Annotated in this window: 20 protein-coding genes, 1 tRNA gene and 1 pseudogene; 3 read left to right on the top strand and 19 right to left on the bottom strand. The window is 34.2% G+C overall.

Features of this window, described 5'->3' with window-relative positions:
- Nucleotides 1–18: 18 nt before the first annotated feature.
- From coaD to gdhA, 16 genes are all read right to left on the bottom strand, one after another.
- Nucleotides 19–528, bottom strand: a complete 510-nt coding sequence (gene coaD / locus ACMHYH_RS04045; RefSeq protein ID WP_414840074.1) for a pantetheine-phosphate adenylyltransferase — start codon at nucleotides 526–528, stop codon at nucleotides 19–21.
- 1 nt (nucleotide 529) lies between these two features.
- Nucleotides 530–1,096 carry a 16S rRNA (guanine(966)-N(2))-methyltransferase RsmD gene (gene rsmD, locus ACMHYH_RS04040; protein ID WP_414840342.1) on the bottom strand — a complete coding sequence of 189 codons (567 nt, stop codon included), beginning with the start codon at nucleotides 1,094–1,096 and terminating at the stop codon, nucleotides 530–532.
- Between the two features lie 124 nt (nucleotides 1,097–1,220).
- A complete protein-coding gene (locus ACMHYH_RS04035; RefSeq protein ID WP_414840341.1) occupies nucleotides 1,221–1,529 on the bottom strand; it encodes a YlbG family protein in 309 nt (102 codons plus the stop codon).
- A gap of 76 nt (nucleotides 1,530–1,605) precedes the next feature.
- Complete coding sequence (locus ACMHYH_RS04030) at nucleotides 1,606–2,793, bottom strand: CAP-associated domain-containing protein (protein WP_414840073.1); 1,188 nt, start codon at nucleotides 2,791–2,793, stop codon at nucleotides 1,606–1,608.
- 24 nt (nucleotides 2,794–2,817) lie between these two features.
- Nucleotides 2,818–6,249: a pyruvate carboxylase gene (locus ACMHYH_RS04025; RefSeq protein WP_414840072.1), complete on the bottom strand. Its 3,432-nt coding sequence runs from the start codon at nucleotides 6,247–6,249 to the stop codon at nucleotides 2,818–2,820.
- A 49-nt stretch (nucleotides 6,250–6,298) separates the two neighbouring features.
- Nucleotides 6,299–7,462, bottom strand: a complete 1,164-nt coding sequence (locus ACMHYH_RS04020) for an FtsW/RodA/SpoVE family cell cycle protein (RefSeq protein ID WP_414840071.1) — start codon at nucleotides 7,460–7,462, stop codon at nucleotides 6,299–6,301.
- A 53-nt stretch (nucleotides 7,463–7,515) separates the two neighbouring features.
- Entirely contained in the window at nucleotides 7,516–7,797 is a 282-nt protein-coding gene (locus ACMHYH_RS04015) for a DUF1507 family protein (RefSeq protein WP_414840070.1), read from the bottom strand.
- Nucleotides 7,798–7,980: 183 nt separating this feature from the next.
- Nucleotides 7,981–9,825, bottom strand: coding sequence for a translational GTPase TypA (gene typA / locus ACMHYH_RS04010; protein WP_414840069.1), 1,845 nt, complete (start codon nucleotides 9,823–9,825; stop codon nucleotides 7,981–7,983).
- A gap of 339 nt (nucleotides 9,826–10,164) precedes the next feature.
- Nucleotides 10,165–10,941, bottom strand: coding sequence for an inositol monophosphatase family protein (locus ACMHYH_RS04005; protein ID WP_414840068.1), 777 nt, complete (start codon nucleotides 10,939–10,941; stop codon nucleotides 10,165–10,167).
- Nucleotides 10,942–10,986: 45 nt separating this feature from the next.
- Nucleotides 10,987–11,283 (bottom strand): UPF0223 family protein, encoded by a 297-nt coding sequence (locus tag ACMHYH_RS04000; RefSeq protein ID WP_414840067.1) that lies wholly within the window; start codon nucleotides 11,281–11,283, stop codon nucleotides 10,987–10,989.
- A gap of 11 nt (nucleotides 11,284–11,294) precedes the next feature.
- The gene (locus tag ACMHYH_RS03995) at nucleotides 11,295–12,239 is read right to left on the bottom strand and encodes a lactate/malate family dehydrogenase (protein ID WP_414840066.1); all 945 of its coding nucleotides are present in this window, start codon (nucleotides 12,237–12,239) and stop codon (nucleotides 11,295–11,297) included.
- Between the two features lie 206 nt (nucleotides 12,240–12,445).
- Nucleotides 12,446–13,852 (bottom strand): dihydrolipoyl dehydrogenase, encoded by a 1,407-nt coding sequence (lpdA, locus tag ACMHYH_RS03990; protein WP_414840065.1) that lies wholly within the window; start codon nucleotides 13,850–13,852, stop codon nucleotides 12,446–12,448.
- 13 nt (nucleotides 13,853–13,865) lie between these two features.
- The gene (locus tag ACMHYH_RS03985) at nucleotides 13,866–15,473 is read right to left on the bottom strand and encodes a dihydrolipoyllysine-residue acetyltransferase (protein WP_414840064.1); all 1,608 of its coding nucleotides are present in this window, start codon (nucleotides 15,471–15,473) and stop codon (nucleotides 13,866–13,868) included.
- A 142-nt stretch (nucleotides 15,474–15,615) separates the two neighbouring features.
- Nucleotides 15,616–16,593, bottom strand: a complete 978-nt coding sequence (locus ACMHYH_RS03980; RefSeq protein ID WP_414840063.1) for an alpha-ketoacid dehydrogenase subunit beta — start codon at nucleotides 16,591–16,593, stop codon at nucleotides 15,616–15,618.
- A gap of 2 nt (nucleotides 16,594–16,595) precedes the next feature.
- Nucleotides 16,596–17,705, bottom strand: a complete 1,110-nt coding sequence (pdhA, locus tag ACMHYH_RS03975; protein WP_414840062.1) for a pyruvate dehydrogenase (acetyl-transferring) E1 component subunit alpha — start codon at nucleotides 17,703–17,705, stop codon at nucleotides 16,596–16,598.
- A gap of 507 nt (nucleotides 17,706–18,212) precedes the next feature.
- Nucleotides 18,213–19,559 carry an NADP-specific glutamate dehydrogenase gene (gene gdhA / locus ACMHYH_RS03970; protein WP_414840061.1) on the bottom strand — a complete coding sequence of 449 codons (1,347 nt, stop codon included), beginning with the start codon at nucleotides 19,557–19,559 and terminating at the stop codon, nucleotides 18,213–18,215.
- A 236-nt stretch (nucleotides 19,560–19,795) separates the two neighbouring features.
- On the opposite strand from gdhA, the gene def reads away from it, so the two are divergent.
- On the top strand, nucleotides 19,796–20,359 hold the full coding sequence (gene def, locus ACMHYH_RS03965; protein ID WP_414840060.1) for a peptide deformylase: 564 nt from the start codon (nucleotides 19,796–19,798) through the stop codon (nucleotides 20,357–20,359).
- Between the two features lie 516 nt (nucleotides 20,360–20,875).
- On the opposite strand, the gene msrB is transcribed toward def, so the two are convergent.
- On the bottom strand, nucleotides 20,876–21,970 hold the full coding sequence (msrB, locus tag ACMHYH_RS03960) for a peptide-methionine (R)-S-oxide reductase MsrB (protein ID WP_414840059.1): 1,095 nt from the start codon (nucleotides 21,968–21,970) through the stop codon (nucleotides 20,876–20,878).
- A 462-nt stretch (nucleotides 21,971–22,432) separates the two neighbouring features.
- Between msrB and ACMHYH_RS03955 the strand changes: the two genes are divergently transcribed.
- Together ACMHYH_RS03955 and ACMHYH_RS03950 are read left to right on the top strand one after the other, a co-directional pair.
- Nucleotides 22,433–23,143, top strand: a complete 711-nt coding sequence (locus ACMHYH_RS03955) for an Ltp family lipoprotein (protein WP_414840058.1) — start codon at nucleotides 22,433–22,435, stop codon at nucleotides 23,141–23,143.
- A gap of 834 nt (nucleotides 23,144–23,977) precedes the next feature.
- Nucleotides 23,978–24,238, top strand: a pseudogene (locus tag ACMHYH_RS03950) (tyrosine-type recombinase/integrase); the annotation flags it as partial.
- Between the two features lie 203 nt (nucleotides 24,239–24,441).
- Here the strand turns inward: ACMHYH_RS03950 and ACMHYH_RS03945 are convergent.
- A tRNA-Ala gene (locus tag ACMHYH_RS03945) sits at nucleotides 24,442–24,514 on the bottom strand.
- Nucleotides 24,515–24,548: 34 nt separating this feature from the next.
- Nucleotides 24,549–25,331 carry a Cof-type HAD-IIB family hydrolase gene (locus ACMHYH_RS03940; RefSeq protein ID WP_414840057.1) on the bottom strand — a complete coding sequence of 261 codons (783 nt, stop codon included), beginning with the start codon at nucleotides 25,329–25,331 and terminating at the stop codon, nucleotides 24,549–24,551.
- Nucleotides 25,332–25,352 lie beyond the last annotated feature (21 nt).

Below are 25,352 nucleotides of genomic sequence, written 5' to 3'. Positions count from 1 at the left end.
CCTTACATAGCAGCTATTCTAAGAGTTGTCAGTTTCTCTTTTTAAATCAGCATACTTTTTTTTTATTGCTTTATCGACATCAAATGGCACTAATTTAGAAATATCTCCACCAAAAAGAGAGACCTCTTTGATTAAACTTGAGCTTAGAAATCGGTGTTGTTGTGAAGCCATTAGGATAATGGTTTCAATTTCTAAATTTTGTGTTTTGTTCATAGCAGCAATATTCATTTCATATTCAAAATCTTCAGCATTGCGTAATCCTCTAATTAGTACGTTTGCTCCAACTTTTTTGGCTAAATCTACTGTCAAACCTGTTGTGTGTTCGATAACAGAAACATTCTTCAGCTGTTTAGTTGCTAATTGTATTAATTTTATTTTTTCATTTACATCAAATAAATTTTTTTTAGACGTATTCGTTGCTACAGCAATGAAAAGATGGTCCACTAATTTAGCAGAACGTTCAATTGTATCCATGTGCCCATTTGTTAGTGGATCAAAACTTCCTGGAAATAATGCATTCTTAACCATATTAAAGAGCTCCCTCATTGAAAACTTCATACAACACTAGTTTACTTGCTCCATAAACCGTCGATCTGAACTGCTTTGCTTCTCCAATTTCATCTGGCAAATCAACTTTTCTACCGACTTCACAAACAATTACTGATTTGTCTGCTAAAAGATTTAAAGAAAGAATTTTTTCAAGTTGTTTAATAACGTCTTGTTCAAAATAAGGCGGATCTATAAACAATAAATCAAATGGACTATTTTTAGTTGCCAACATTTCAATAGCCCGATTCGCATCACTTCGGTAAACATCAAATTTGGTTGTTTCTTTAGTCATTTCAATATTTTCTTTTATTATTTTAATTGCTGTTGAATCATTATCAACTAATACAGCATGGTCCATTCCTCTAGAAATAGCCTCGATGGACAAACCACCACTACCTGCAAATAAGTCCAAACATCTTCCACCATCAAAGTAAGGTCCAATTATATTAAAAATAGATTCTTTTACTTTATCAGATGTTGGCCTAGTATTCTCACCTGGAGCAGATTTCAACTTTCTTCCACCATAGTTACCAGAAATTACTCTCATCAAAAAATACCAACTTTCTTTTCTATTCTTTAAAAAAAGAGGGAGAAACAAAATCCTCCCTCTTTAATCTTTTAAACCATTCAATCTGTTTTTTGCTATAGTACTATTGCCATCATAATCAACATTAACTAGTTCTAACTTCGTGTTCTTTTATAATATGATTATTTTTAATTAACTGACTTTCAAACTCTGTATCTAGCTGAGTAAATTCTTCAACTTCTTCAACTTCTTTTCTAGGCGTTACTTTTTTAAGCACTTCTTTAAAATCCATATTAATCAATGGTCTATACGAGGGTTCTACTTGTCGAACGAAATGCAACTCTTTGAGCTTACGAATAGTCGTTTCTAGTTCTGTCCGATTGACATAGATAACAACGTATTTCATTCTCTTTGATACATAATGAATCAAACCAAATCGCTTAAGTGTTTTCATATGCCTCAGGCTATAAACCCAAATGATTATCCCTTGTCTTTCACTTAATATAAGTTCCAACTAACATCCCCCTTTCTTATTTTATAATTAGTTCTTCTGGTTTATCTAATATTAACAGGACTTCTTCACCACGAAAAGCAACGCCGAATCTTTTCATTAGAGGATCAGTCAGGATTGTTCGTTGATTTTCAAGACTAAACCAATAGGTAATTAGCCAAGTTGGATTCGTAAACTGATTAGAATAAACAATACGATTTTCTAATAACGTTAGCTTATTTAATTTCAGGTAATCTTGAGTCTCTTTACTCGTTAAAGGAGGTAACTTTACTTCATCCACAAACTTGTCCTGAATCGTTTCATTTTCATTTGAGGATTCTATTTTTATTGAGCCCTCTACTAGAGATGATTCTCTTTTCTTTGCTTCTTCATTTGATTGTTCAAGAGTCATTTTTTCTTGATTAATGAAAATAGCTTTAGCAATAGAAGAAAGCTCTTTGTTATAGGTTAATTCGGATAAATTGTATCTTTTTCTCAGCGCATTAAGAGGAACTTCTACTTCTTTTATCTTTCCTTTTTCATCTTCTACTTCTTTTATTAGATTTTTCTTTGTAATGCCTTCATTCTGAGGAAACACTTCGTAAATATCCGATTGAAGCAAGGTTTGTTTATTTACATAACGAATAGCATTAATTTTATTCGTTTTTCTATCCACCATTAAGATTGAAAAAATATTTTTTTCAAACATAACTATTGGGTGATAATTCAAATCATTTTCTGATAGTTCGATTGTATAATCTTTGTTTTCATATTCAATAGAAAAAGTTGGGTATAAGGGAGTTAGTTGATAAACTTCTGATATATCCATACCTACTTTGAATGGTGAAACATCCAGTGTTGACCCTAGAACGAATAGAGATACAATTTTATCTTCTTTTGAAACGCCGACTTGAAAATAATCTTTTTCATTATCGCCATAAACCCACCATTCATAGCTATATGAAGTTGGTTCAATACGCAAAGGACGGCCATATTTTTTTTCAAGTAAATCTAAGGTTCCCCCTACATACTGACCTATTCCTTCAAGTGGAAAAATCTCTTGTTTAACTGGAGGGATAGAGTTGGTTTTAGCTTCTTTTTTTAACTCCGATACATTTTTCTTTTGAGTAACAATTTCAGAAGGATTATCAGAAATAATTTGAGGAACAAAATAGGTTAAGAGCATTAAAACCAAAAAAATTGGTAGTGTTCTCAAAATTGTTTTCATTTTTTAGATACTCCTTACTGACGCTTATTTCGCAATCATCTCAATCAATAAATCGCCTGTTTCAATGAGATTATCTGCTTCTACATAAATTTGATCAATCACGCCATCAAAAGCAGCTTTTATTGTTGTTTCCATTTTCATTGCTTCCGTAATAACAATTGGATCCCCTTGGCTAACGCGTTCTCCTTTTGAAACTAGAACTTCTATAATCGAACCAGGCATGGTAGCACCGACATGTTCTTTATTTGTTGGTTCCGCCTTTTTACGAACAACCTTTGTACTCGTAATACTTCTATCTTTTACTACAATTTCTCGGCCTTGACCATTTAAATCAAAATACATTGTACGATTTCCTTCAGAGTTTGGTTCACCAATCTGATTTAATTTAATAATTAGTGTCTTACCCTTTTCAATCTGGACTTCAATGGATTCACCTGTCCGCATCCCATGAAAAAACGTCGCTGTATCTAGAACCGTTACATCACCGAATTGATCATAATTTTTTTGATAATCTAAAAATACTTCAGGATACATGATATAGCTTAACACATCTTCGTTAGAAGGCTCTTTATTAATTAGTTTGGCTAAATTTATTTTAGTTTGGTTAAGATCAATTGGATTCGCTAAGACTCCAGGTCGAACTGTAATCGGCTGACTTGTTTTCAAAACAATTTTTTGTAATTTCTCTGGGAAGCCACCAACTGGCTGGCCTAAATCTCCCATGAAAAAGCTGATGACAGACTCTGGAAAATCAATTGATTGACCTTTGTTATAGATATCTTCTTCAGTTAGTTCATTTTGCACCATGAATAACGCCATATCTCCAACGACTTTTGAAGATGGGGTTACTTTAATGATGTCACCAAACATCTGATTAACTAGGGCATATACTTTTTTAATCTCATCCCATTTATCTGCTAGTCCAACTGCTTTAGCTTGTTGTTTAAGATTAGAATATTGGCCTCCTGGCATCTCATGTTGGTAAACTTCTGTTTGAGGAGCACTTACTCCATTTTCAAAATCACTATAACGTGTTCTTACATCTTCCCAGTAATGATTAATTTGCTGGACATTCCCAATATTTATAGACGGAACTCGTTTTGTCCCTAGTAAAGAATAATAAAGACTACTCATGCTTGGCTGACTCGTCGCACTGGACATAGCGCTCATAGCAACATCGACAATATCTACACCAGCTTTAACGGCTAAAGCATAAGTGAATATCCCATTTCCACTTGTATCATGTGTGTGCAGGTGGATTGGCACTTGAACCGTTTCTTTTAATTCACTAACTAAACGATACGCTGCTTCAGGTTTTAAAATTCCAGCCATATCTTTAATTGCGATGATGTGTGCACCTTGTTTCTCTAATTCTCTGGCCATTTCCTTGTAATAATCAATCGTATATTTCGTTCTTAGCGGATCATTGATGTCACCTGTATAACAAATAGATGCTTCAGCTATCTTACCTGTATCTCTGACAACTTGAATACTTTTCTCCATTTGAGGAATCCAATTCAAACTATCAAAAATACGAAAGACGTCTACTCCACTTTTAGCTGCTTGCTGGATAAATGATTCAATGACATTATCAGGATAATTTTGATACCCTACTGCATTAGAACCTCTAAATAACATCTGCAAAAGAGTGTTCGGCATCTCGTATCTCAGTTTCTCTAAACGTTCCCATGGATCTTCATTCAAGAAACGATAGGCAACATCAAAAGTTGCCCCTCCCCAAACTTCAGAAGAAAATAATTGTGGAATAGCTTTTTCTGTTTCTGCAGCAATATTCAGAAAATCTTGTGTTCGAACACGAGTTGCTAGCAAGCTTTGATGAGCATCTCTAAACGTTGTATCTGTTAACAAGACTTCTTTTGTGTGTTTTATCCAGTCTACCACTGCATCTGCACCTTGTTTTTCTAAAATATTTTTTGCATTTAGTGGACTATCATGTAGTAACATTAGTTTCTTAGGTCTTCTAGCAGGTTCATAAAATTTCTTCGGAGCCTGTTCAACACCTGGGAAACCATTCACTGTAATCGTACTAATGTATTTCATTGTCTTATTTCCTCTATCACGAACTTTTGAGAATACAAAAAGTTCAGGAGTTGAATCAATAAACGTTGTTTTCGCTTCTCCTGAAAGAAAAACAGGATGAGAAATAACATTATCCATAAAGGGAATATTTGTTTTTACACCACGAATACGAAATTCTCTCAAAGATCGCGTCATTTTTTGTGCAGCTAATTCAAATGTAGATGCGTGCGTACAGACTTTAACAAGTAAAGAATCAAAAAATGGCGAAACGACGGTACCCTGAAAACCATTACCTGCATCTAAGCGTATTCCAAAACCACCTGGAGAACGATACGTATCTATTTTCCCAGTATCAGGTAAAAATCCATTCAACGGATCTTCAGTCGTTATACGACACTGAATAGCTGCACCCATCAAAGGGATATGCTCTTGAGCTGGAATAGCTATTTCACTGTGCAAATTTTTTCCTTGCGCAATTAAAATTTGAGCTTGGACGATATCAATTCCTGTGATAAGTTCTGTAATCGTATGCTCTACTTGTACGCGTGGATTTACCTCAATAAAATAAAAATCACTACCTTCAAGTAAAAATTCAACCGTTCCTGCGTTGACATAACCAACATGTTTCATCAATTGAACAGCTGACTCACACATTTCGAGACGCAATTCATCTGGAATAGAAACACATGGCGCAACCTCTACAACTTTTTGATGCCGGCGTTGTACTGAGCAATCCCGCTCATATAAATGAACAATGTTTCCGTGGGTATCTCCTAATATTTGAACTTCGATATGCTTAGGATCTTGAATATAGCGTTCTACGTAAATATCATCATTTCCAAATGCAGACTTTGCTTCACTGCGCGCTCTTTCAAAACTATCTTTCACTTCTTCAACGGCATAAGCCACACGCATTCCTCTTCCGCCACCTCCTAGTGCTGCCTTTATCATAATAGGATAGCCAAAAGTCTCACCAAATTCTATGACTTCTTCAACAGTTAAAACAGGTCCTTTTGAACCTGGTATGGATTTTATTCCAGCTGCTATTGCTGCTTCTTTAGCCTTAAGTTTATCTCCAAAAATATCTAAATGATGCAATTCAGGACCAATGAAAATAATTCCTTCTTCTTCACAACGTCTAGCAAAATTCAAGTTTTCTGATAAAAAACCATATCCAGGATGAATAGCATCCGCATTAGAATCTTTTGCGATACGAATCATATCTTCAATATCTAAATAAGCCTCTATCGGTTTCTTTCCTTCTCCTACTAAGTAGGCTTCATCTGCTTTGAATCGATGAACAGATCCTTCGTCTTCTTGTGCATACACAGCAACAGTTCCAATATGAAGTTCCGTTAAAGCGCGGAATATTCGGATGGCTATTTCTCCTCGATTAGCTACTAATACTTTTTTCATTGTCTCACTCCTAAGTCATCCGATTATTTTTTATACTCTCTCATTTTACTTATCCTTTATCGTTCAATTTTTCAATTTCATTTTTTTTATTCATTGCACTTACATTTAAGACCAAGCCTATCGACATAGCCAACACCAGTGTGCTAGAACCACCATAACTAATAAAAGGGAATGTTACACCTGTAATCGGTAAGAGTCCTAGAACACCTCCTAAATTGATTGAACCTTGAACTAAAAACATTGTCGCAATTCCAATACACAATAATGAACCGAAAGGATCTTTTGTACGAATTGCAATTAAATAAATTCGTAGTATTAAAAAACAAAATAAGCTCAAGATCATTACTACTCCTAATAAACCTAACTCTTCTCCTAAAATAGAGACAATGAAATCTGTATACGGTTCAGGTAAATAGCCTGTTTTTTGGACACTCTGTCCAATTCCTACGCCAAAAATCCCTCCTCTGCTGAGAGCATAATAGGAATTGACTAATTGAAGTCCCGCACTTTCAGAAACTTCAAAAGGATCCCAAAAAGCTAAAAAACGATTGTATTGATACGTCTGTAAAAGAGGCAGTCTCGTTCCAAAAGTACGTACCAATTCAACTGCTCCTAAAATAAGAGCAATACCAAAAGTTCCCATCGTAACACCTAATTTAGTAGAAACACCACTAGCAAATATCATGATAATGCCAATAAACAAGATAATGACTGCTCCTCCTACGTCTGGCTGAATAATAATCAAAAAAAGAATCATACCGAACAAGTAAGTGGGTTGTTTCATAGAAGACAAAAAATTACGAATAATTTGTTGCTGCCTTCGAGAAAAAATATAAGCAAAATACCAAATAACCGATAGTTTCGCAAATTCAGCTGGTTGTATTCCAACTATACCAATATCAATCCAGCCTTTTGCTCCATTGATTTCTTCACCAAAAATAAGAAGATAGATTAGCAGCACTACTGTGAATAAAATTGTATATTTGATTGATTTTTTATATTTTAAATGACTGTATTTAATTGAAAAGATAAATACACTAAAAAATAGACCTACACATACAAATACAGCTTGTCTCAAAAAATAATATTCTGGAGGTTTACCTTGGCCAATTACAGCATAACTACTAGCACTATAAACCATTAAAATACCGAATATAGATAAGACAAAATAAGGTATAAAAACAAACTGGTCTAAATATTTCAACTTATTCATTATTTTTTTTAACATACTATCGGCTTAAAAGAAGCCTTTGGCCCCCTTTTTCATCATACATACTTTTCATTATAAGCTTTCGTGTACAAATCATTTAATTTTTTTTCTAAATCACTTAAAATACGGTCACCTTCAGTTGAGTTGATGACTCCAATTTTTTTTGCAAAAGAAATTTCTTTTGATAGTCCAAACATTTGAGTATCAACAATTTCATTAAAAGCAGGGCACTCAGTTAAACACAACTGATTTTTTTGATTATCAATAAGTTGAAAGATTTTTGTCGCATCTTCTAATAAGACTTCCAGAGCCTCTTTTTTCTGAACATTATTCAGCATAAATCTTCCTCCTTTAATAGAACAATTTTATTATATCAACAATAAGGTCATCCAACAATACGAAAGCACAGGTATTCTTATAAAACTAAAACTAATCTACCACTATTTTCTCTTTCTTCTTTATAAAAAGCAAAAAAAGCTACTCAATGATTTAAACTCATTGAGTAGCTTTTTAAAATAGGTTTAACCTATTTGAGAAGCTTTATTTTTCTTAGCTGATTTTTCACGTTCATTTTTGTTTAAAACTTGTTTACGTAAACGAATACTTTCTGGTGTAATCTCACAATACTCATCATCACCCAAGAATTCTAATGATTCTTCTAAAGTTAAATGACGAGGAGCTTTGATAACGTTTGTCTGGTCTTTATTAGCAGAACGGACGTTAGTCTTTTGCTTAGCTTTTGTAATGTTAACAGTAATATCGTTTTCACGAGAGTTTTCTCCAACAATCATTCCTTCGTATATCTCTGTTGAAGGCTCGATGAAGATTGTTCCTCGGTCTTCGACTCCCATAATCCCGTAAGTTGTTGTTTTACCAGTTTCAGTTGAAACTAATGCGCCATTACGACGTCCACCAATTTTAGTTCTCAAACGTGGAAGATATTGATCGAAAGTATGATTCATAATTCCGTATCCTCTTGTCATTGAAAGGAACTCGGTAGAGTAACCAATTAAGCCACGAGCTGGAGCTAAGAAAGTTAATTTAACTTGTCCATTGCCATTGTTAACCATATCTTGCATTTCGCCTTTACGAGCACTTAAAGATTCAATGATTGATCCCATATATTCTTCAGGAGTATCAATTTGTACTAATTCAAAAGGCTCACACTGAACTCCATCAAAATCACGTAAAATAACTTCAGGACGAGATACTTGCAACTCGTATCCTTCACGTCTCATATTCTCAATTAAAATAGCCAAGTGTAATTCTCCGCGTCCAGAAACAATCCAAGCATCAGGTGATGCGGTGTTTTCAATACGCATAGAAACATCGGTATGCAATTCAGACATTAAACGGTCTTCAATTTTACGAGATGTAACCCATTTCCCTTCGCGTCCTGCGAATGGAGAGTTATTTACTAAGAAAGTCATCTGTAAAGTAGGCTCATCAATATGAAGTATTGGCAGTGGATCAACATGGTTTGTAGGTGTAACTGTCTCTCCTACAAAAATATCTTCCATACCAGATACTGCAATTAAATCTCCTGCTTTTGCTTCATCAATCTCAACACGTTCTAGACCGAAGAAACCAAGCAATTTGGTTACACGGAAGTTTTTAGTAGATCCATCTAATTTACTCAATGTAACGCTATCTCCGACTTTGATTTTACCACGGAATACACGTCCAATACCAATTCTTCCAACGTAATCACTGTAATCCAATAAAGATACTTGGAATTGCAATGGTTCGTCTGAGTTATCAATAGGAGCAGGAATTTCGCTAAGAATTGTATCGAAGATATAGTTCATTGTGTCTTCTTGATCTTCTTTATCGTCAGATAAACTACTTGTTCCATTCATAGCAGAAGCATAGATAACAGGGAATTCTAACTGCTCATCATCTGCACCTAATTCAATAAATAATTCAAGAACTTCATCAACAACTTCTGCTGGACGAGCTGCATCTTTATCGATTTTATTAACAACTACGATGGGTACTAATTTTTGTTCTAATGCTTTTTTCAATACAAATCTTGTTTGAGGCATTGTACCTTCATATGAGTCAACAACTAAAACTACTCCGTCAACCATTTTCATGATACGCTCTACTTCACCACCAAAGTCAGCATGGCCAGGTGTATCCAAGATATTAATGTGAGTGTCTTTGTATTTAACAGCTGTATTTTTAGCTAAGATTGTAATACCACGTTCTTGTTCAATCGCATTCGAATCCATTGCACGCTCAGCTAATTTGTTGTGAGAATGTAGGGTGTCAGATTGCTTCAATAATTCATCAACCAATGTTGTTTTGCCGTGATCAACGTGGGCAATTATGGCTACGTTTCTAAGGTCTTCTCTTCTTATCATTACTATATTCCTCCATGATTCTTATCATTATTTCAATACTTCTGATTGGCTATCTATCAACATGAAAATTAATTTATCCAATTTATGCACTTGAACTTTTCATAAGTTTCTGCTCATTTCAGAATGAAAACGCATTGAAAACTTATGAAGACAACTATCAACTTGTACAGTCTAACACTAAAACAAAAGATTGAAAAGAAAAAAGTTGCTGTTAGCGGTATATTTTTTATTTTTTTAAAAAAAACGTTCTATCTATAGGTGTTTCAAGAATTTTCTTTATTCATTGAGCTATCTTTGTTTTCATTCATCCTATAGTAGATTCCTTATTTACCTATTCCCTTATCTAAAGTTTTTTATTATTTCTTTATGAGCAGATGGTGTCGCGACAACTGTTTTATTATGAGATAGCATATCAATTTCTTCTCCATTTAGCTGTGTATAATTTAATCCCAATTCTTCTGCTATTACTTTACCAGCAGCGATATCCCAAGGAGCTAGAGATGCTCCAATATAAGCAACTAACTTTCCTGTCGCTACTCGCGTCGTTTCAAGACCGGCTGAACCAATCATACGCACTCCACTACTAGCTCTTCCGATTTTTCTTGCATTATCATTCTTTTCACTAGTCATCAAGCGGTGACTGATTGCGATAAGTCCTTCTCGTAAAGAGATATCATCAACCGGTTCTAGCTGTTTTCCATTCAGGTAAGCTCCTTGATTTTTTGTAGCCGAATAAAGCTCATCTCTCATAACGTCGTATATATAGCCTAAGTGACCTATACCATTTTCATAAACACCTATCATAATAGCAAAATCACTTTTTTGCTTTACAAAATTTAATGTTCCATCGATAGGATCTATTATCCAAATAATCCCTTTCAATTCTGTGAAGGGCTGCTTTGAACTTTCCTCTCCTAAGACTCTTTCTCCAGGAAAATACGTATTTATTTTTTCAATAAAAAAATGTTCGATTTTCTTATCAATATTTGTTACTAAATCTGTACGAGTTGTTTTTTCTTCTATACTAATCATTTGTTTAAAAGATTTTTTACTTATCTCTGCAGCTTCATAGAGCCATTTTATAATTAGTTCATCTCGCTCAATTAGTCTATTCAAGAACTCACTTCCTTTCTTTTAGCTTAACTGATTTAAAATGAATATCTATTTATTTCCTTTATTATCATCCATGAAAATAGTTTTTTTATCTGTTTTTTTAGATTCTTGAAAGACCGAATAGACAGAATAGCCAGAAACAGATTCAAATTGACGACTCCATTTTTTTTCTTCTCCAATAGATGGGATAACTTCTTTAAATTCACGATAACTTATCAAAAACTGCTCTTTTTTTATTCCAATTTCATAGGCTAATTCAACTGCTCGCCATAAATTAATTACTTTTGTCATTTCCTCTTTTGTCCAATCGTAATCCATTGGGTAACTATAACTTTTATTTTCCATTGTATGCTCCTTTAACCTTTTTCTATCCAATCTAAATAGTTACGAGTTTCTTTTGCTACTCTAAACAATTCTTTTTTTTCTGACTCCGAAAAAACAAGTTCAGATACCTTAGTTGTACCATTTTTTCCAAGTAAAACTGGTAAAGATAATGGAATATTCATCAAATCATCTAAATCAACTAAATGTACCAACGTAACTAATGCTTTTTCGTCATAAAAAATAAATTGGGTTAACTCAATTAAGGCAGATGCCGTTGTGAAATAAGAGTTTGACTCTCTTGAAAATAAATCTCTTTCTGAAAGAAAGGAATCAATATTTATTCTATCATTTTCATTTAAAAAACTCTTTTTATTCATCATTAGACTAAGAATTGGCGTTCCGCCAACATTAGAGCGACTCCAAGTTGTGAGTTGACTTCCTTGTGAACTTCCACCAACAATAAAGGCATTAATATCTCTAGAAGCTACAGATAATTTCTTGCTTAATAGTTGTCTGAAGAATGTAGAATCTATAAATGTACCTAATCCGACTATTTTTTCTTTGGGAAGACCTGAAAATTTCCAAATAAGATAGGTGAACATATCTGTTGGTTCTGTAGCAATTAAAATTAATCCATTAAACCCGTTAGCCATTGCTTTTTTGATTACCTTACGAATGAGTGCTATATTCCTTCTAATATAACTATCATTTGATTCCCCTTCTTTTCTCTCCTCTTGCGCCGTTATAATTAATAAATCAGTTGTGAGAAAATCCTTGGCATTAGCAACCGTGAAAGAACGTGCTGACGAAAAAGAGGATGCATACTTTAGATCCTTTAATTTATTTTTTTCTAAGGACGGAAATTCATAAAATAAAATGCTTGCAACTATTGGTTTTAACATAGTTAAAAAAGCAAACAAGTAAGTTACTTCATCCGTACCTACAATAATAATCTTTTTCTCTTGTTCTTTACTCACTAAATCCCCTCCAACAACCTATTTAATTCTATTACTTAATGAGAAAAGAAAGTTTGTCGCATTTCTGCTTTTTCTTATTATACCAAATTTTTTATAATTTACTTTACTATATGCAAAAAAACACTTATTCAAATTAAGAATAAGTGCTTTTTTTATTATGAACACGTCTCCATTGGAACAATTAAGACAGTTTGAATTTAACTACATTACATGTGGATTGGTAAACCTAATGCTAATTCTGAAGCATCCATAACTGTTTCAGCTAAAGATGGGTGAGCATGAATAGTTAATGCAATATCTTCCGCTACCATTCCAGCCTCAATAGCTAATCCTATTTCAGCAATGACATCACTAGCACCGATACCAGCGATTTGCGCTCCAACGATTAAGCCATCTTCTTTATTTGTTACTAGACGTACAAAACCTTCTGTTGCATTTAAAGAAAGGGCACGTCCATTACCAGCTAATGGGAATTTAGATGCTTTAACATCCATCCCTTTTTCTTTAGCTTCTGCAAGAGTTAGTCCTACAACAGCTAATTCTGGATCTGTAAAGGCTACAGCTGGCATTGCTTTGTAATCAACAGCTACTTTTTTACCAGAAATAGCTTCTGCAGCAATCTTAGCTTCATAACTTGCTTTGTGAGCCAATGCTGCACCAGGAACGATATCTCCAATAGCAAAAATGTTTTTAACGCTTGTACGTCCTTGCTCATCTACTTTAACTAACCCACGGTCAGTCATTTCAACTCCTGCACCTTCTAGACCAAGCTCATCTGTGTTAGGTCGACGACCAACAGTTACCATCACATAATCAGCATCAATTGATTTTTCTGTGCCGTTTACTTCATATTTAACCGTTACACCGTTTTCAGTTTGAATCGCTTCTTTAGCCATTGCAGATGTCTCAATTGTTACACCTTTTTTAGCAAAATTTGTTGTAACATATTTAATCATATCTTTTTCAAAAGTAGGCATAATAGAATCTGTTCCTTCTAAAATAGTTACTTCAGCGCCTAAGTTAGCATATGCGCCAGCAAGTTCGCTACCAATATAGCCTCCACCAACAACAATTAATTTTTTAGGTACTTCAAGAAGTGCTAAGCCACCTGTTGAGTCAATAACACGTTTGCCAAATTTGAAACCTTTGATTTCAATTGGACGGCTACCGGTTGCAACGATTGCATTATTAAAAGAATACGTTTGGCCAGTTTTTTCTCCCATAACACGCATAGTATGCTCGTCGTTGAAGTAAGCTTCTCCTCTTAAAATTTCAATTTTATTTTTTTTCAATAAACTTTCGACACCTTTAGTAAGAGTCGAAACAACTTTATTGTTTTTCCATTCTTGGGTTTTAGCAAAGTCTAAAACAACATTTTCAGCTGTGATTCCAAAAGTCTCTGAATGCATAGCGTCTTGATAATGGTGTCCTGCACTGATTAAAGCTTTTGATGGTATACAACCAACGTTTAAACAAACGCCTCCGATATTTTCTCTTTCTACGATGGCTACTTTTTGCCCCATTTGAGCAGCACGTATTGCTGCAACATATCCTCCTGGGCCTGAACCAATAACAACTGTATCTAACTCTATTGCGAAATCTCCTACTACCATTTTTAACTCACCTTTATCCTTCCATCAATAATAATTCTGGATCAGCTAGCAATGTTTTTAATTCGTTCATTGCTTTTTGTGCAGTTGCGCCATCGATAATGCGGTGATCAAAACTTAATGATAACTGCATAACAGGTGCTACAACAATCTCATCATCTGCATTTACCACTGCTTTTTTAGCAATACGACCAACACCTAAGATAGCTACTTCTGGGTAGTTAATAACCGGTGTAAACCAACCGCCACCAATTGAACCAATATTACTTACCGAGATAGACCCGCTGCTCATTTCATTAGCTGCTAGTTTACCTTCTGTTGCTTTGCCTGAAAGTTCAGTAATCTCTTTTGCAATAGTAAAGATACTCTTAGCATCTGCATCTTTAATAACTGGTACAAATAAACCGCGATCAGTATCAGTAGCAATACCAATGTTAAAGTAATGTTTGTATACGACTTCGTTTGTTGTGTCATCAATAGAAGCGTTCATTGCTGGATATTTACGCAAAACAGAAACAATTGCTTTAACAACATAAGGTAAGAAAGTTAGCTTAATACCTTTATCTGCTGCAATATCTTTAAAATGCTTACGATGAGCCATTAATTTAGTTGAGTCAACTTCATCAAATAACGTAACATGTGGAGCAGTTGCCTTACTGTTTACCATTGCTCTAGCAATTGCTTTACGCATTGGAGACATTGGTTCACGAGTTTCACGTTCAGTCTGACTAGATTTAAATGCTGGCGCTGGAGCTACTGCTTTAACTGCTGGAGCTTGTCTTGTTTGAACCGCTGCAATTGTTGTCGTTTCTTGTTTTGCTGAACTTACCGCTGGAGTTGCACCGTTTTTATTAAAGTTAGTAATGTCTTCTTTTGTTACACGATTGTGTTTACCTGTTGGTGTAACTAGCGTTATGTCTACATTATTTTCGCGAGCAAACTGACGAACAGAAGGCATAGCTTGTACACGTTTGTTAGAGTCAGAAGACTTAACAACCGGTGAGCTAGCTTTTGTTCCAGCTGTTTCTTGAGATTTATTAGCACTTGCTGGAGTTGCGCTTTCTGTATTGTGCTCAGGTGAATCAATTTCAACGATTACTTGACCAACAGTAGCGACGGTTCCTTCTGCTACTAAAATCTTTTTAACTGTTCCAGAAACAGGTGAAGCAATTTCTTCTACTGATTTATCGTTTTGAATCTCAACGATTGAATCTTCCTCTTTAATTAAGTCGCCTTCAGCTACTAACCATTTCACGATTTCGCCTTCTGCCATTCCTTCTCCAACATCGGGTAACTTGAACTGATAGAAAGAACTTCCTTGAGAAACGGGAGCTTCAGTTTGAGTTTGAACTGCAACTGGAGTCGCTACCTCTTCATCTTCATGTCCTGGAGCATCAATTTCAACGATTACTTGACCAACAGTAGCAACCGTTCCTTCTGCTACTAAAATCTTTTTAATCGTACCAGAAACCGGTGAAGCAATTTCTTCTACTGATTTATCATTTTGAATTTCGACGATTGAATCTTCCTCTTTAATTACATCGCCTTCAGCTACTAGCCATTTTACGATTTCGCCTTCTGCCATTCCTTCTCCAACATCTGGTAATTTAAATTTAAAAGCCATTTTTAATTTTCTTCCCTTCTATATTAGAAATTCTATTTTACAACTCATAAGATTAACTGGACAACTTAAAATCAATAGATGCACCCATTTATCACTAAGTAAATGGTCTACATCTATTGTTTTTCACCTAATAATTTATAAATTAGAAGTTATAAACTTCTTTTATTTTATCTGCAATATCTGCAGCATTTGGCAACCAAGCACTCTCAGCTAAACCAAACGGGAAAACTGTATCTGGCGCTGCAACGCGGCCAATTGGAGCTTCTAATGAAAGTACAGCACGTTCTGCAATTTCAGACATAACCATTGCGCCAACACCTGCTTGGCGTTGTGCTTCTTGAACGACTACTACACGGCCAGTTTTTTCAACTGATGCAATAATTGTTTCAATATCTAATGGAGAAACGGTTCTTAAATCTACGATTTCTACAGAGATACCTTCTTTTTCTAAGTCATCAGCTGCTTTAAGTGCTTCACGAACCATTGCACCATAAGTGATGACAGAAACGTCTTTACCTTCACGAGAAATAGCAGCTTTACCTAATGGAATAGTATAAGATTCTTCAGGCACTTCATCACGGAATGAACGGTATAATTTCATGTGTTCAATAAATACAACAGGATCATTGTCGCGAAGAGCTGAAATTAATAACCCTTTTGCATCATAAGGGTTTGAAGGAATAACCACTTTTAAACCTGGTGATTGCGTCATCAAACCTTCTAAGTTATCCGAGTGCATTTCTGGTGTGTGAACTCCACCACCAAATGGCATACGGATTGTAATTGGTAAGCTACGTGTACCACTCATACGGTAACGTGTACGTGCAGCTTGACCAGCAATAGAGTCTAACACTTCAAAGATAAAACCAATAAATTGAATTTCTGGAACTGGGCGGAATCCTTGTAACGCTAGACCAATAGCCATTCCACCGATACCTGATTCAGCAAGAGGCGTATCTGAAACTCTTTCTTCGCCGAATTTCTCTTGAAGACCTGCAGTTGCGCGGAATACTCCACCATTTTTACCAACATCTTCTCCAAATACTAAAATATCTTGATCGCGTTCCATTTCTTGTTCAAGTGCTTCAGTTATTGCTTGAATCATTGTTTTTTGTGCCATAATTATTTATTCTCCTTTGCTTCAAAAGTCGCAATTTGTTCTTTAATTACTTGTGTAGGCTCTTCGTACATATTTTTCAAAAAGTCTGAAACTTTTTGTTTTGGTACTTGGTCAGCTTCTTTAGCTGATGCTTTGATTTCTTCTTGAGTTTGCTCGATTAATGCTTGTTCTTTTTCTTCAGACCATAGACCTTTTTCAGTTAAGAAGTTACGGAAACGAATTAGTGGATCGCGTTGCTCCCAGTAGTCAAAACTTTCCTGATCACGGTAACGTGTTGGGTCATCTCCAGAAGTTGAGTGAGGACCAAAACGAGAGGTTACTGTTTCGATTAGTACAGGACCGTTCCCAGCAATTGCCCATTCTCTTGCTTGTTTTGTAACTGCATAAACGGCTAACGGATCCATACCATCTACTTGAATTCCTGGAATTCCTGCTGCAACAGCTTTTTGAGCTAACGTAGTAGCTGCTGTTTGCTTGTGACGCGGTGTAGAGATGGCATAGCCATTATTTTGGATAAAGAATACTACTGGAGCCTTGTAAGCTCCTGCAAAGTTGATTCCTTCATAAAAATCTCCTTGTGATGAACCGCCATCACCTGTATATGTGAAAGCAACGTTAGGCTTGCCACGTTTTTTCAATCCAATTCCTGCTCCTGCAGCTTGAATAATTTGAGCACCAATAATAATTTGAGGTGGCATAGCGTGTAGGTCTTCAGGATATTGGCTTCCTTCAGCATGTCCGCGAGACCATAAGAAAGCTTTATAAACAGGTAACCCATGTTGAATTAATTGTGGAATATCACGGTATCCTGGGAACAATTCATCTTCTTTTTCAAAAGCAAAATAACTTGCCATTTGAGAAGCTTCTTGTCCAGCAGTTGGAGCATAGAAACCTAGACGCCCTTGACGAGCTAAAGCCATAGAACGTTCATGTAAAATACGCGACCAAACCATTTTCTCCATTAATTCCACTAATTTATCATCTGACAGATCTGGCATGATGTCTTTATTAACAACTTTACCATCCTTATCTAAGATTTGTACCATTGGGAAAGCCGCATCAACAGTGCTTAACAATGCTTCAAAATCTACGGGTTGTTTCTTGTTAGCCATTTGTAAACCATTCCTCTCTTATTGCATTCTAATTTTTTATAATTTTCTGTTTTATACAGTTAAACAAACTGTATTAGTGCAATCTGTTTGCTAATTAAATTTACCACTATTTCCCTAGTTATGCAAGCATATCAACGCTTTTCAAGCTATAAAATATCATTTCTATAAGAAAAATACTTGGAACTCTTTTTTTTATTTCGAGTCGTGAAGTATTTCACTACTATTTTTACCCTATTTTTTTCAAAATTAATCTTGTTATAGAAAAAAAATAACCATAAAATCGATGAATCAAACTTTAAACTGTTATATAATTTAAAATAAACTGTATTATAATCGACACAGCAACTATAAAATACAAATCATATTTTTTTATTCACAATCGAAAAATAATGAGGAGTTTCTCATTAACTTTACGTTTTTCTCTTACATTTCCTTTTCCAAAAGAAAAACACACATTTTATTTTAAAAAAAAGAAAGAAACAGACTTCTAAATCTGTTCCCTTCTTTTTATACAAGTCCTTGACTAATCATTGACTGAGCAATTTTTAAAAATCCCGCAATATTGGCTCCTGCAACAAAGTTACCAGGCGTATGATACGTTTTAGCAGTATCACGTACTTCAATATAGATAGATTCCATAATATTTTTTAGCTTTTCATCTACTTCTTCAAATGTCCATCTAAGTCGTTGACTATTTTGAGACATCTCTAAGGCAGAAACAGCTACCCCACCTGCATTTGATGCTTTTCCAGGTGCGTATAAAATCTTAGCTTCTTGATAAACTTCAATTGCATCTAAATCGGAAGGCATATTAGCTCCTTCAGCAACAGCTATAACTCCATTTCTAATCATCTTTCTAGCTTTTTCACCATTTATTTCATTCTGAGTAGCGCAAGGTAAAGCTACTTGATATCTTTTTTCTATATCCCAAATACTTCCTTCATAATAATAGGCTTTTGGATGATAGTGAATGTATTCAGAAATTCTTTTTCTTTCTACTTCTTTTATTTGTTTAATAGTAGCATAGTCAATCCCAGCCGGATCCCAAATGTAACCATCAGAATCAGAGCATGCAATGACTTTCCCACCTAACTCATGGACTTTTTGAATAGCATAAATAGCGACATTCCCGCTACCCGAAACAACTACTTTTTTATTTTCAAAAGAATTATTCGTATCTTGAAGCATTTTATCTGTAAAATAAGCTACTCCATAGCCTGTAGCTTCTGTTCTACCCAAGCTACCCCCTAAAAATACGGGCTTACCAGTTAATACACCTGCTTCAGACCCATTTAAACGTTTGTACTGTCCATACAGGTAACCTATTTCTCTTGCTCCTACACCTATATCTCCAGCTGGGACATCAAGATTAGGCCCAATGTGGTGCTGCAATTCCATCATGAAACTTTGACAAAAACGCATCACTTCATTATCTGATTTGCCTTTAGGGTCAAAATCACTGCCACCTTTTCCTCCACCAATAGGAAGCCCTGTTAAACTATTTTTAAACACTTGTTCAAATCCAAGAAATTTAACAATACTCTGGTTTACACTTGGATGAAACCGAAGACCACCTTTATAAGGTCCAATGGCTGAATTAAACTGAACACGAAATCCTCTATTTACTTTTACTTCTCCATGATCAGTCATCCAAGAAACTTTGAATTGAATGATTCTTTCTGGTTCTATCATTCGTTCTAAAATATTTTGTTGAATAAATTCAGGATGAGCGGTAAATACCGGCTCAATACTTCCAATAAACTCTTTGACTGCTTGTAGAAATTCTGTTTGTTCAGGATCATTTTTTAGTATTTTTGCATACGTATTTTCTATATATTTTGCTGCTTCTTCCATACTATTTACCCCTACTTTCTTCAATCGTCAATCAGTCTATCGTTTCTTTCTTAAAATTATCTCATATTTCGTTTTAGAAATGAAGTTTTTTCTAATATCTTTAAAATAAATTTGCTCGTGCATTTTAGCTAAATAGCTGTTAAAATTAAAAAAGTTGATAATAACCCTATTTACAATAAATAAGTATGTTTATGTAAAATAGATAATGAAAATTTATTTACAGGAGTGAAATACAAATGATTACAATGAAAAATATCATTTTGGAGGGCAACCCTACTTTAAGAAAAACTGCAGAGGAAATTTCGTTTCCTATCAATGAAGAACTAAAAACACTTGGACAAGAAATGTTAGAGTTTCTAAAAAACAGCCAAGATGCAGATTTAGCAGAAGAATATCAACTTCGTGCTGGAGTTGGACTAGCAGCACCTCAATTAGATGTTTCAAAAAGAATGATTGCTGTTCATATACCTAACGTTGATGATGAAACAAGTGAACCCATTCTGAGTACCGTCATGATTAACCCTAAAGTCATTAGTCACTCTGTTCAAAGTGCCTGTCTATCAGAAGGTGAAGGATGTCTTTCTGTTAATCGTGATGTTCCTGGATATGTTCCTCGTCATACTAGAATAACCGTAACGTACTTTGACTTGGACGGTCAAGAACAAAAGATTCGGTTAAAAAATTATTCCGCCATTGTAATTCAACATGAAATTGACCATATTAATGGCATTATGTTCTACGATCATATTAATAAAGAAGATCCTTTTCACTTAGATGAAACGGTTTCTATTCTTTCTTAATTAAAGATGAGATAAAATGGATTGAGCATGAGAAGAATTTTTCTCATACTCAATCCATTTTTTACTGTGCAAAAATTATGTGAAATAAGTGGTCTATTCTATGTTTTATGACATTAGCATTGCATGAAACACTATATGTTCCATAAATTTATTTCTGTTGTTCTAATAGACAAAAAAGCACTTTATACTGAACTAAGATGGCTCATCCAAGACCAATAAAAAGAACTGAATACATGGATAAAAAGAACTGAATACATGGATAATGTATAAAAAATTCTGCTTTTAATAACTAGTTTTCTTAGATTGAATTAACTAATTTACCAAGCCTTATCCCAAAAAAATTAGTGATGTTGATAAATACTATAAGAAACTTAGTTTTTCTCAAGCTCTTAAACTTTTTATTAATGGAATCAGTGACAAAAAAGAAAGCCTTAGAGAGATAAATATGACTTTCGTTTCGAAAAAACATCAAAAAGAAACTAAAGTTTTAGAGCTCTTAGTAACTATTATCAAACACTATTCAACTATTTCGAGGTACTCTTCGTACCCTTCTTCTTCCATGTTCTCATAGTCAATAAATTTTAACGCACTTCCGTTGATACAATAACGAAGTCCACCCGTTTCTTGTGGCCCATCATCAAAAACATGGCCTAAATGAGAATCTGCTAGACGGCTTCTAACTTCTATCCGTTTCTTACCTAGTGTGGTGTCTTCAAATTCTTTTAAAGCATCCTCTTTGATTGGTTTGATGAATGTTGGCCAACCAGTAGCTGCATCGTATTTATCTTCTGAAGAAAATAATGCTTCTCCAGAAACAATATCTACATAAATTCCTTTTTGGTCGAGTTGATCGTATGGATGGGTATATGGTGTATCTGTCGTATTATTTTGAGTGACTGAGTATGCCTCGGGGCTTAATATTTCTTTCAGCTCTTCATCGGATGGTTTTGAATAAACCTCGGATTCTCCAAGTGTATCATCTCTTTCTACACCTGTCTTAGCTTCTTGTAAGTTAATTGTACAGTATCCTCTTGGATTTTTCTTTAAATAATCTTGATGATACTCTTCGGCCACAAAGAAATGTTCAAGTGGTAAAACCTCCACCACAATCTTTTTATCGTAACGTTTTTGCTCAACATTGATTACTTTTTCGATTGTTTCCACTTTGCTTTCGTCTTCGTAGTAAATTCCTGTTCGGTATTGGGTGCCTCTATCATTTCCTTGTTGATTTAAAGAGGTTGGATCAATAACCTTAAAGTAGTATAAAAGGATATCCGTTAGATCAATTTTTGATGAATCATAGGTCACAGACACAGTTTCAGCATGCCCTGTATTTGCATAGACAACTTCCTCATAGCTTGGGTTGTCCGTTGTTCCATTTGCATAACCTGAAACAACGTCAATCACGCCGTAGATTCGACCAAAGTACTCATCAACACCCCAAAAACAACCGCCCGCTAAATAAATGATCTCTAGATTTTCTTCTTCATAGTCTATCTGTGTTGGTATATCTTCAGACTCTGACTGCTTACTATCGCTGTTTACATTCACATAGATAAGTCCTCCAATAAACAAAAGTCCTATCAATACAAAAATATTTTTCTTAGTCATTTTGCACCTCTCTCTCCTATACGTTAGTTTAAATTTTTTTGAGTACTTAAGAACACTATTTTATGCATTTAGTATAACATACTATCGCTAAGTATCTTTTAAGAACGCACAAACATTTTTACATAAAAATAGCCTTCAAACCGTAGTTTGAAAGCTATTAGCAACTTTTGTTAAAATTATTATGGAGATAAGGGGGGTTAGTTCGGTTTCATTTAACCGGTTTTAAATGATGTTGAATAACGCTACATTACAAGGAATTTAATGATGTTAGTTGCTAATAATAATGACTACGCAGCGTATAGCGTATATAGTCACTGAAGATAATCCAACGAGAATTATAGGAAAAGCAGTAAAAGTTAGTTTTGATTTGTAAATAAAAAATATCTACCATTAAAATCAAGGTAAGGTATAATATAATTACACGTTATATTTAATGTGAATACTTGTGGAGGAGTGGTAAAGATGTTTTTAAGTATATTGGGGTTATTGTTATTTTTAGCAAGCATAGTTTGGTTGGTCATTTCACTATTTAAAAGAAAAGGTACTAAGAAACCTTTAATAGCTATTGCGACAGGTTTTGTTTTATTTATTGTTGGTATATCTTTAGATATTAGTAATGATGAACAAACAAGTTCAAAAGAAAACAATACTAGTGAAGTAGCAGATAAAGTAACCGAAAGTAAAGAAGAAATAGCAGATAAAGAAGCTGAAGAAAAAGAAAAAGCGGATGCCAAAGCTGAAGAAAAAAACAAAAAAGAATCTGAAGAAAAAGCTGAATCAATAAGAAAAGATGAAGAAGCTAAAGCTACTAAAGAAAATGAAGAAAAAGCTAAGGCTGAAGCAGAATCTATTGTTGTTAAAGAAACAAAAGAAGAGGCTGAACTTCCAAGAGAATATAAAAATGCCCTAAATAATGCTTATGATTATTTAGACTATACTAGCTTTTCAAAAAGTGGACTATATGACCAGCTGATTTATGAAGACTATCCAGATGATGCTGCGCAATACGCAATTGATAATGTGAAAGCTGATTGGAACAAGAACGCTCTTCAGGCAGCTATAGATTACTTAGATTATAGTTCGTTTTCTAATCAAGGTCTTTATGATCAATTGATTTACGAAGGATTCACAGGTGAACAAGCACAATATGCTATTGATAATTTACCAGAATAAATAAAAAAGAACACTCCCTTCCTCTCAAAAGATTAGGAGTGTTCAATCCAAAAACAGTCTGCAATAGTTTTCTTTTATATTTCCTATTGTATCACAAAATAGGTAGTTTATTACATGGCAGCACACACTAAATTAAAGTTAAAATAGTGATGATATAAAACAAACATAGTTTTAAATGGCGAACAAATACAGATGATGGAAAAAGGTCTTAGAACAAAATATAAAGCATAAAATGAGGTAGAATCATTAGAAAACAAATTAAAACGTGGCGGGTCGGTTAGTGATAGAAAAATAGTATTCATACTATATTTTAATAATTGGTATAAAGTTTTTAGAAGGGGCAAGAAATCTAAGAAAAAAGATAGAGATATTCAGCATAGTATTAATATTACTAGTAAATTCTTTGGTAAAACAAAATTGAAATCTATTAACAATTAATAGATCAGTTTTTTATCAACGATTATAGTGAAGGTCGTGCTGCTACTACCGTCAAAAAATACACAAGTACGTTAGAACTTTCCTACGTGATGTAGTATTATTTCTAAAAAAAAATTGATGATTTGAATCCTATTTATGCATCACGTTACATGATTGCATTTCGATTAGCGATCGGTGATAAATTTTCTAAAATTATATGATTAGCTTAGGACTACATTGATTTTTTTAAACAGTTAGAATCAAGTGCACATGGGACTACGCTGATACATATGACTTTACTCCAACTAAAAACTTAGCTTCTAATCGTGTGATAACTATTTATGATAATACTTTGTCCATTTTAATTCAGTTAAAACATTATCAAAATAAACTTCAAGCAGTGTCAGGTTTAGGAAACACAAAAAACTTATCTTTATTAATAGGAATATTTATTTGACATCTAGTACTGAAACGAATAAAACATTAAAAAAGATTTGCAAAGATTGCGGTATAAAAGGAGTCACTTCTCATTCATTGAGACATACTCATGCTTCTAGTATGATTTATAATCGCTTAAATATAAAATACATCTTTAAACATCTCGGCTATGAATCCATTACTACTACTTGGCAAACTTACGAACATTTTATTGATGAGTTAGAACAACGTAAAGATTAACAAGTAAGCATCACAATGAATAAACTATATTCTCTATCTAATAATTAGCAAAAAAATCTGACCAATGAAAAAAGTGAGCAAGATGTTAGTAGAGCTATTGAAAGATAGAATAAACCAAACTATTGTTCGCAAAAAAAAGCGCTAAAGATACTGTCAGTTAGACATCCCTTAACGCTTTAGAACTGGATAGAATAAAATTATTATGGAGATAAGGGGGTTCGAACCCCTGACCTTTTGGCTGCCAGCCAAACACTCTCCCAGCTGAGCTATACCCCCATAAATAAGAAACGAATCTTATTTATTAACACCTTTATTGTATCAGACCAAGTTCTTGTAATGCAAGATAAATTCCATCTTCATTGCAGTTTTTTGTTATCTTATCTGCTTTTAATTTTACTACTTCTAATGCATTCCCCATTGCTACTCCTACTCCTACCTCAGTAAGCATTTCCAGATCATTTAAACCATCTCCAAAAGCGATTGTATCTTCAATTGCAAATCCTTGTTGCTTCGCAAAATCTAGTACTGTATGTGCTTTAGAGCCATCATGAGGAACAATATCAACCCCATTAGCATGCCATCTAATAAATTTGAATTTAGGAAACTGACCATTCTCATAGGCATTTTTTTCTTCATCCGTATAAAAAATTAAACTTTGATAGATAGGATTAGTCAAATGGTAATCACGATCATGAGGAGGTGGACTCGATCCGACACTCTTCATCGCATTAATCATTCTTATATTATTATCTTTGCTTCTTCTTTTCAATTTATCAGCAGATTCATAAATAACATCATGGTTATGCTTATCTGAAATTTCAACTAATCTTTTTAATTCATTTTGGTCAAGCTTATTTTCGAAAACAAGCTTGTTACGAAAATAGCCTGCTGCTCCATTACAAATAATATAATTATCAAATTCTAACTCATCGATAATAGATTGAGCTAAAAATAAGTTTCTACCTGTCGCGATAACAACTTCATGACCACGTTCTTTTAACTGCTCTAGAGCTTTTTTAGTACTAGGTAGAAATTTCTTTTCATCATTCAGTAATGTTCCATCTATATCAAAAAATATCATTTTCTTTTTCATTTTTCACGAACCTTTCCTTTT

The organism is Carnobacterium sp. TMP28 (assembly GCF_047553015.1).
Lineage (GTDB): Bacteria > Bacillota > Bacilli > Lactobacillales > Carnobacteriaceae > Carnobacterium_A.
Note: the sequence above shows the minus strand (reverse complement) of the source record. Positions and strands in the feature narration are given on the sequence as shown.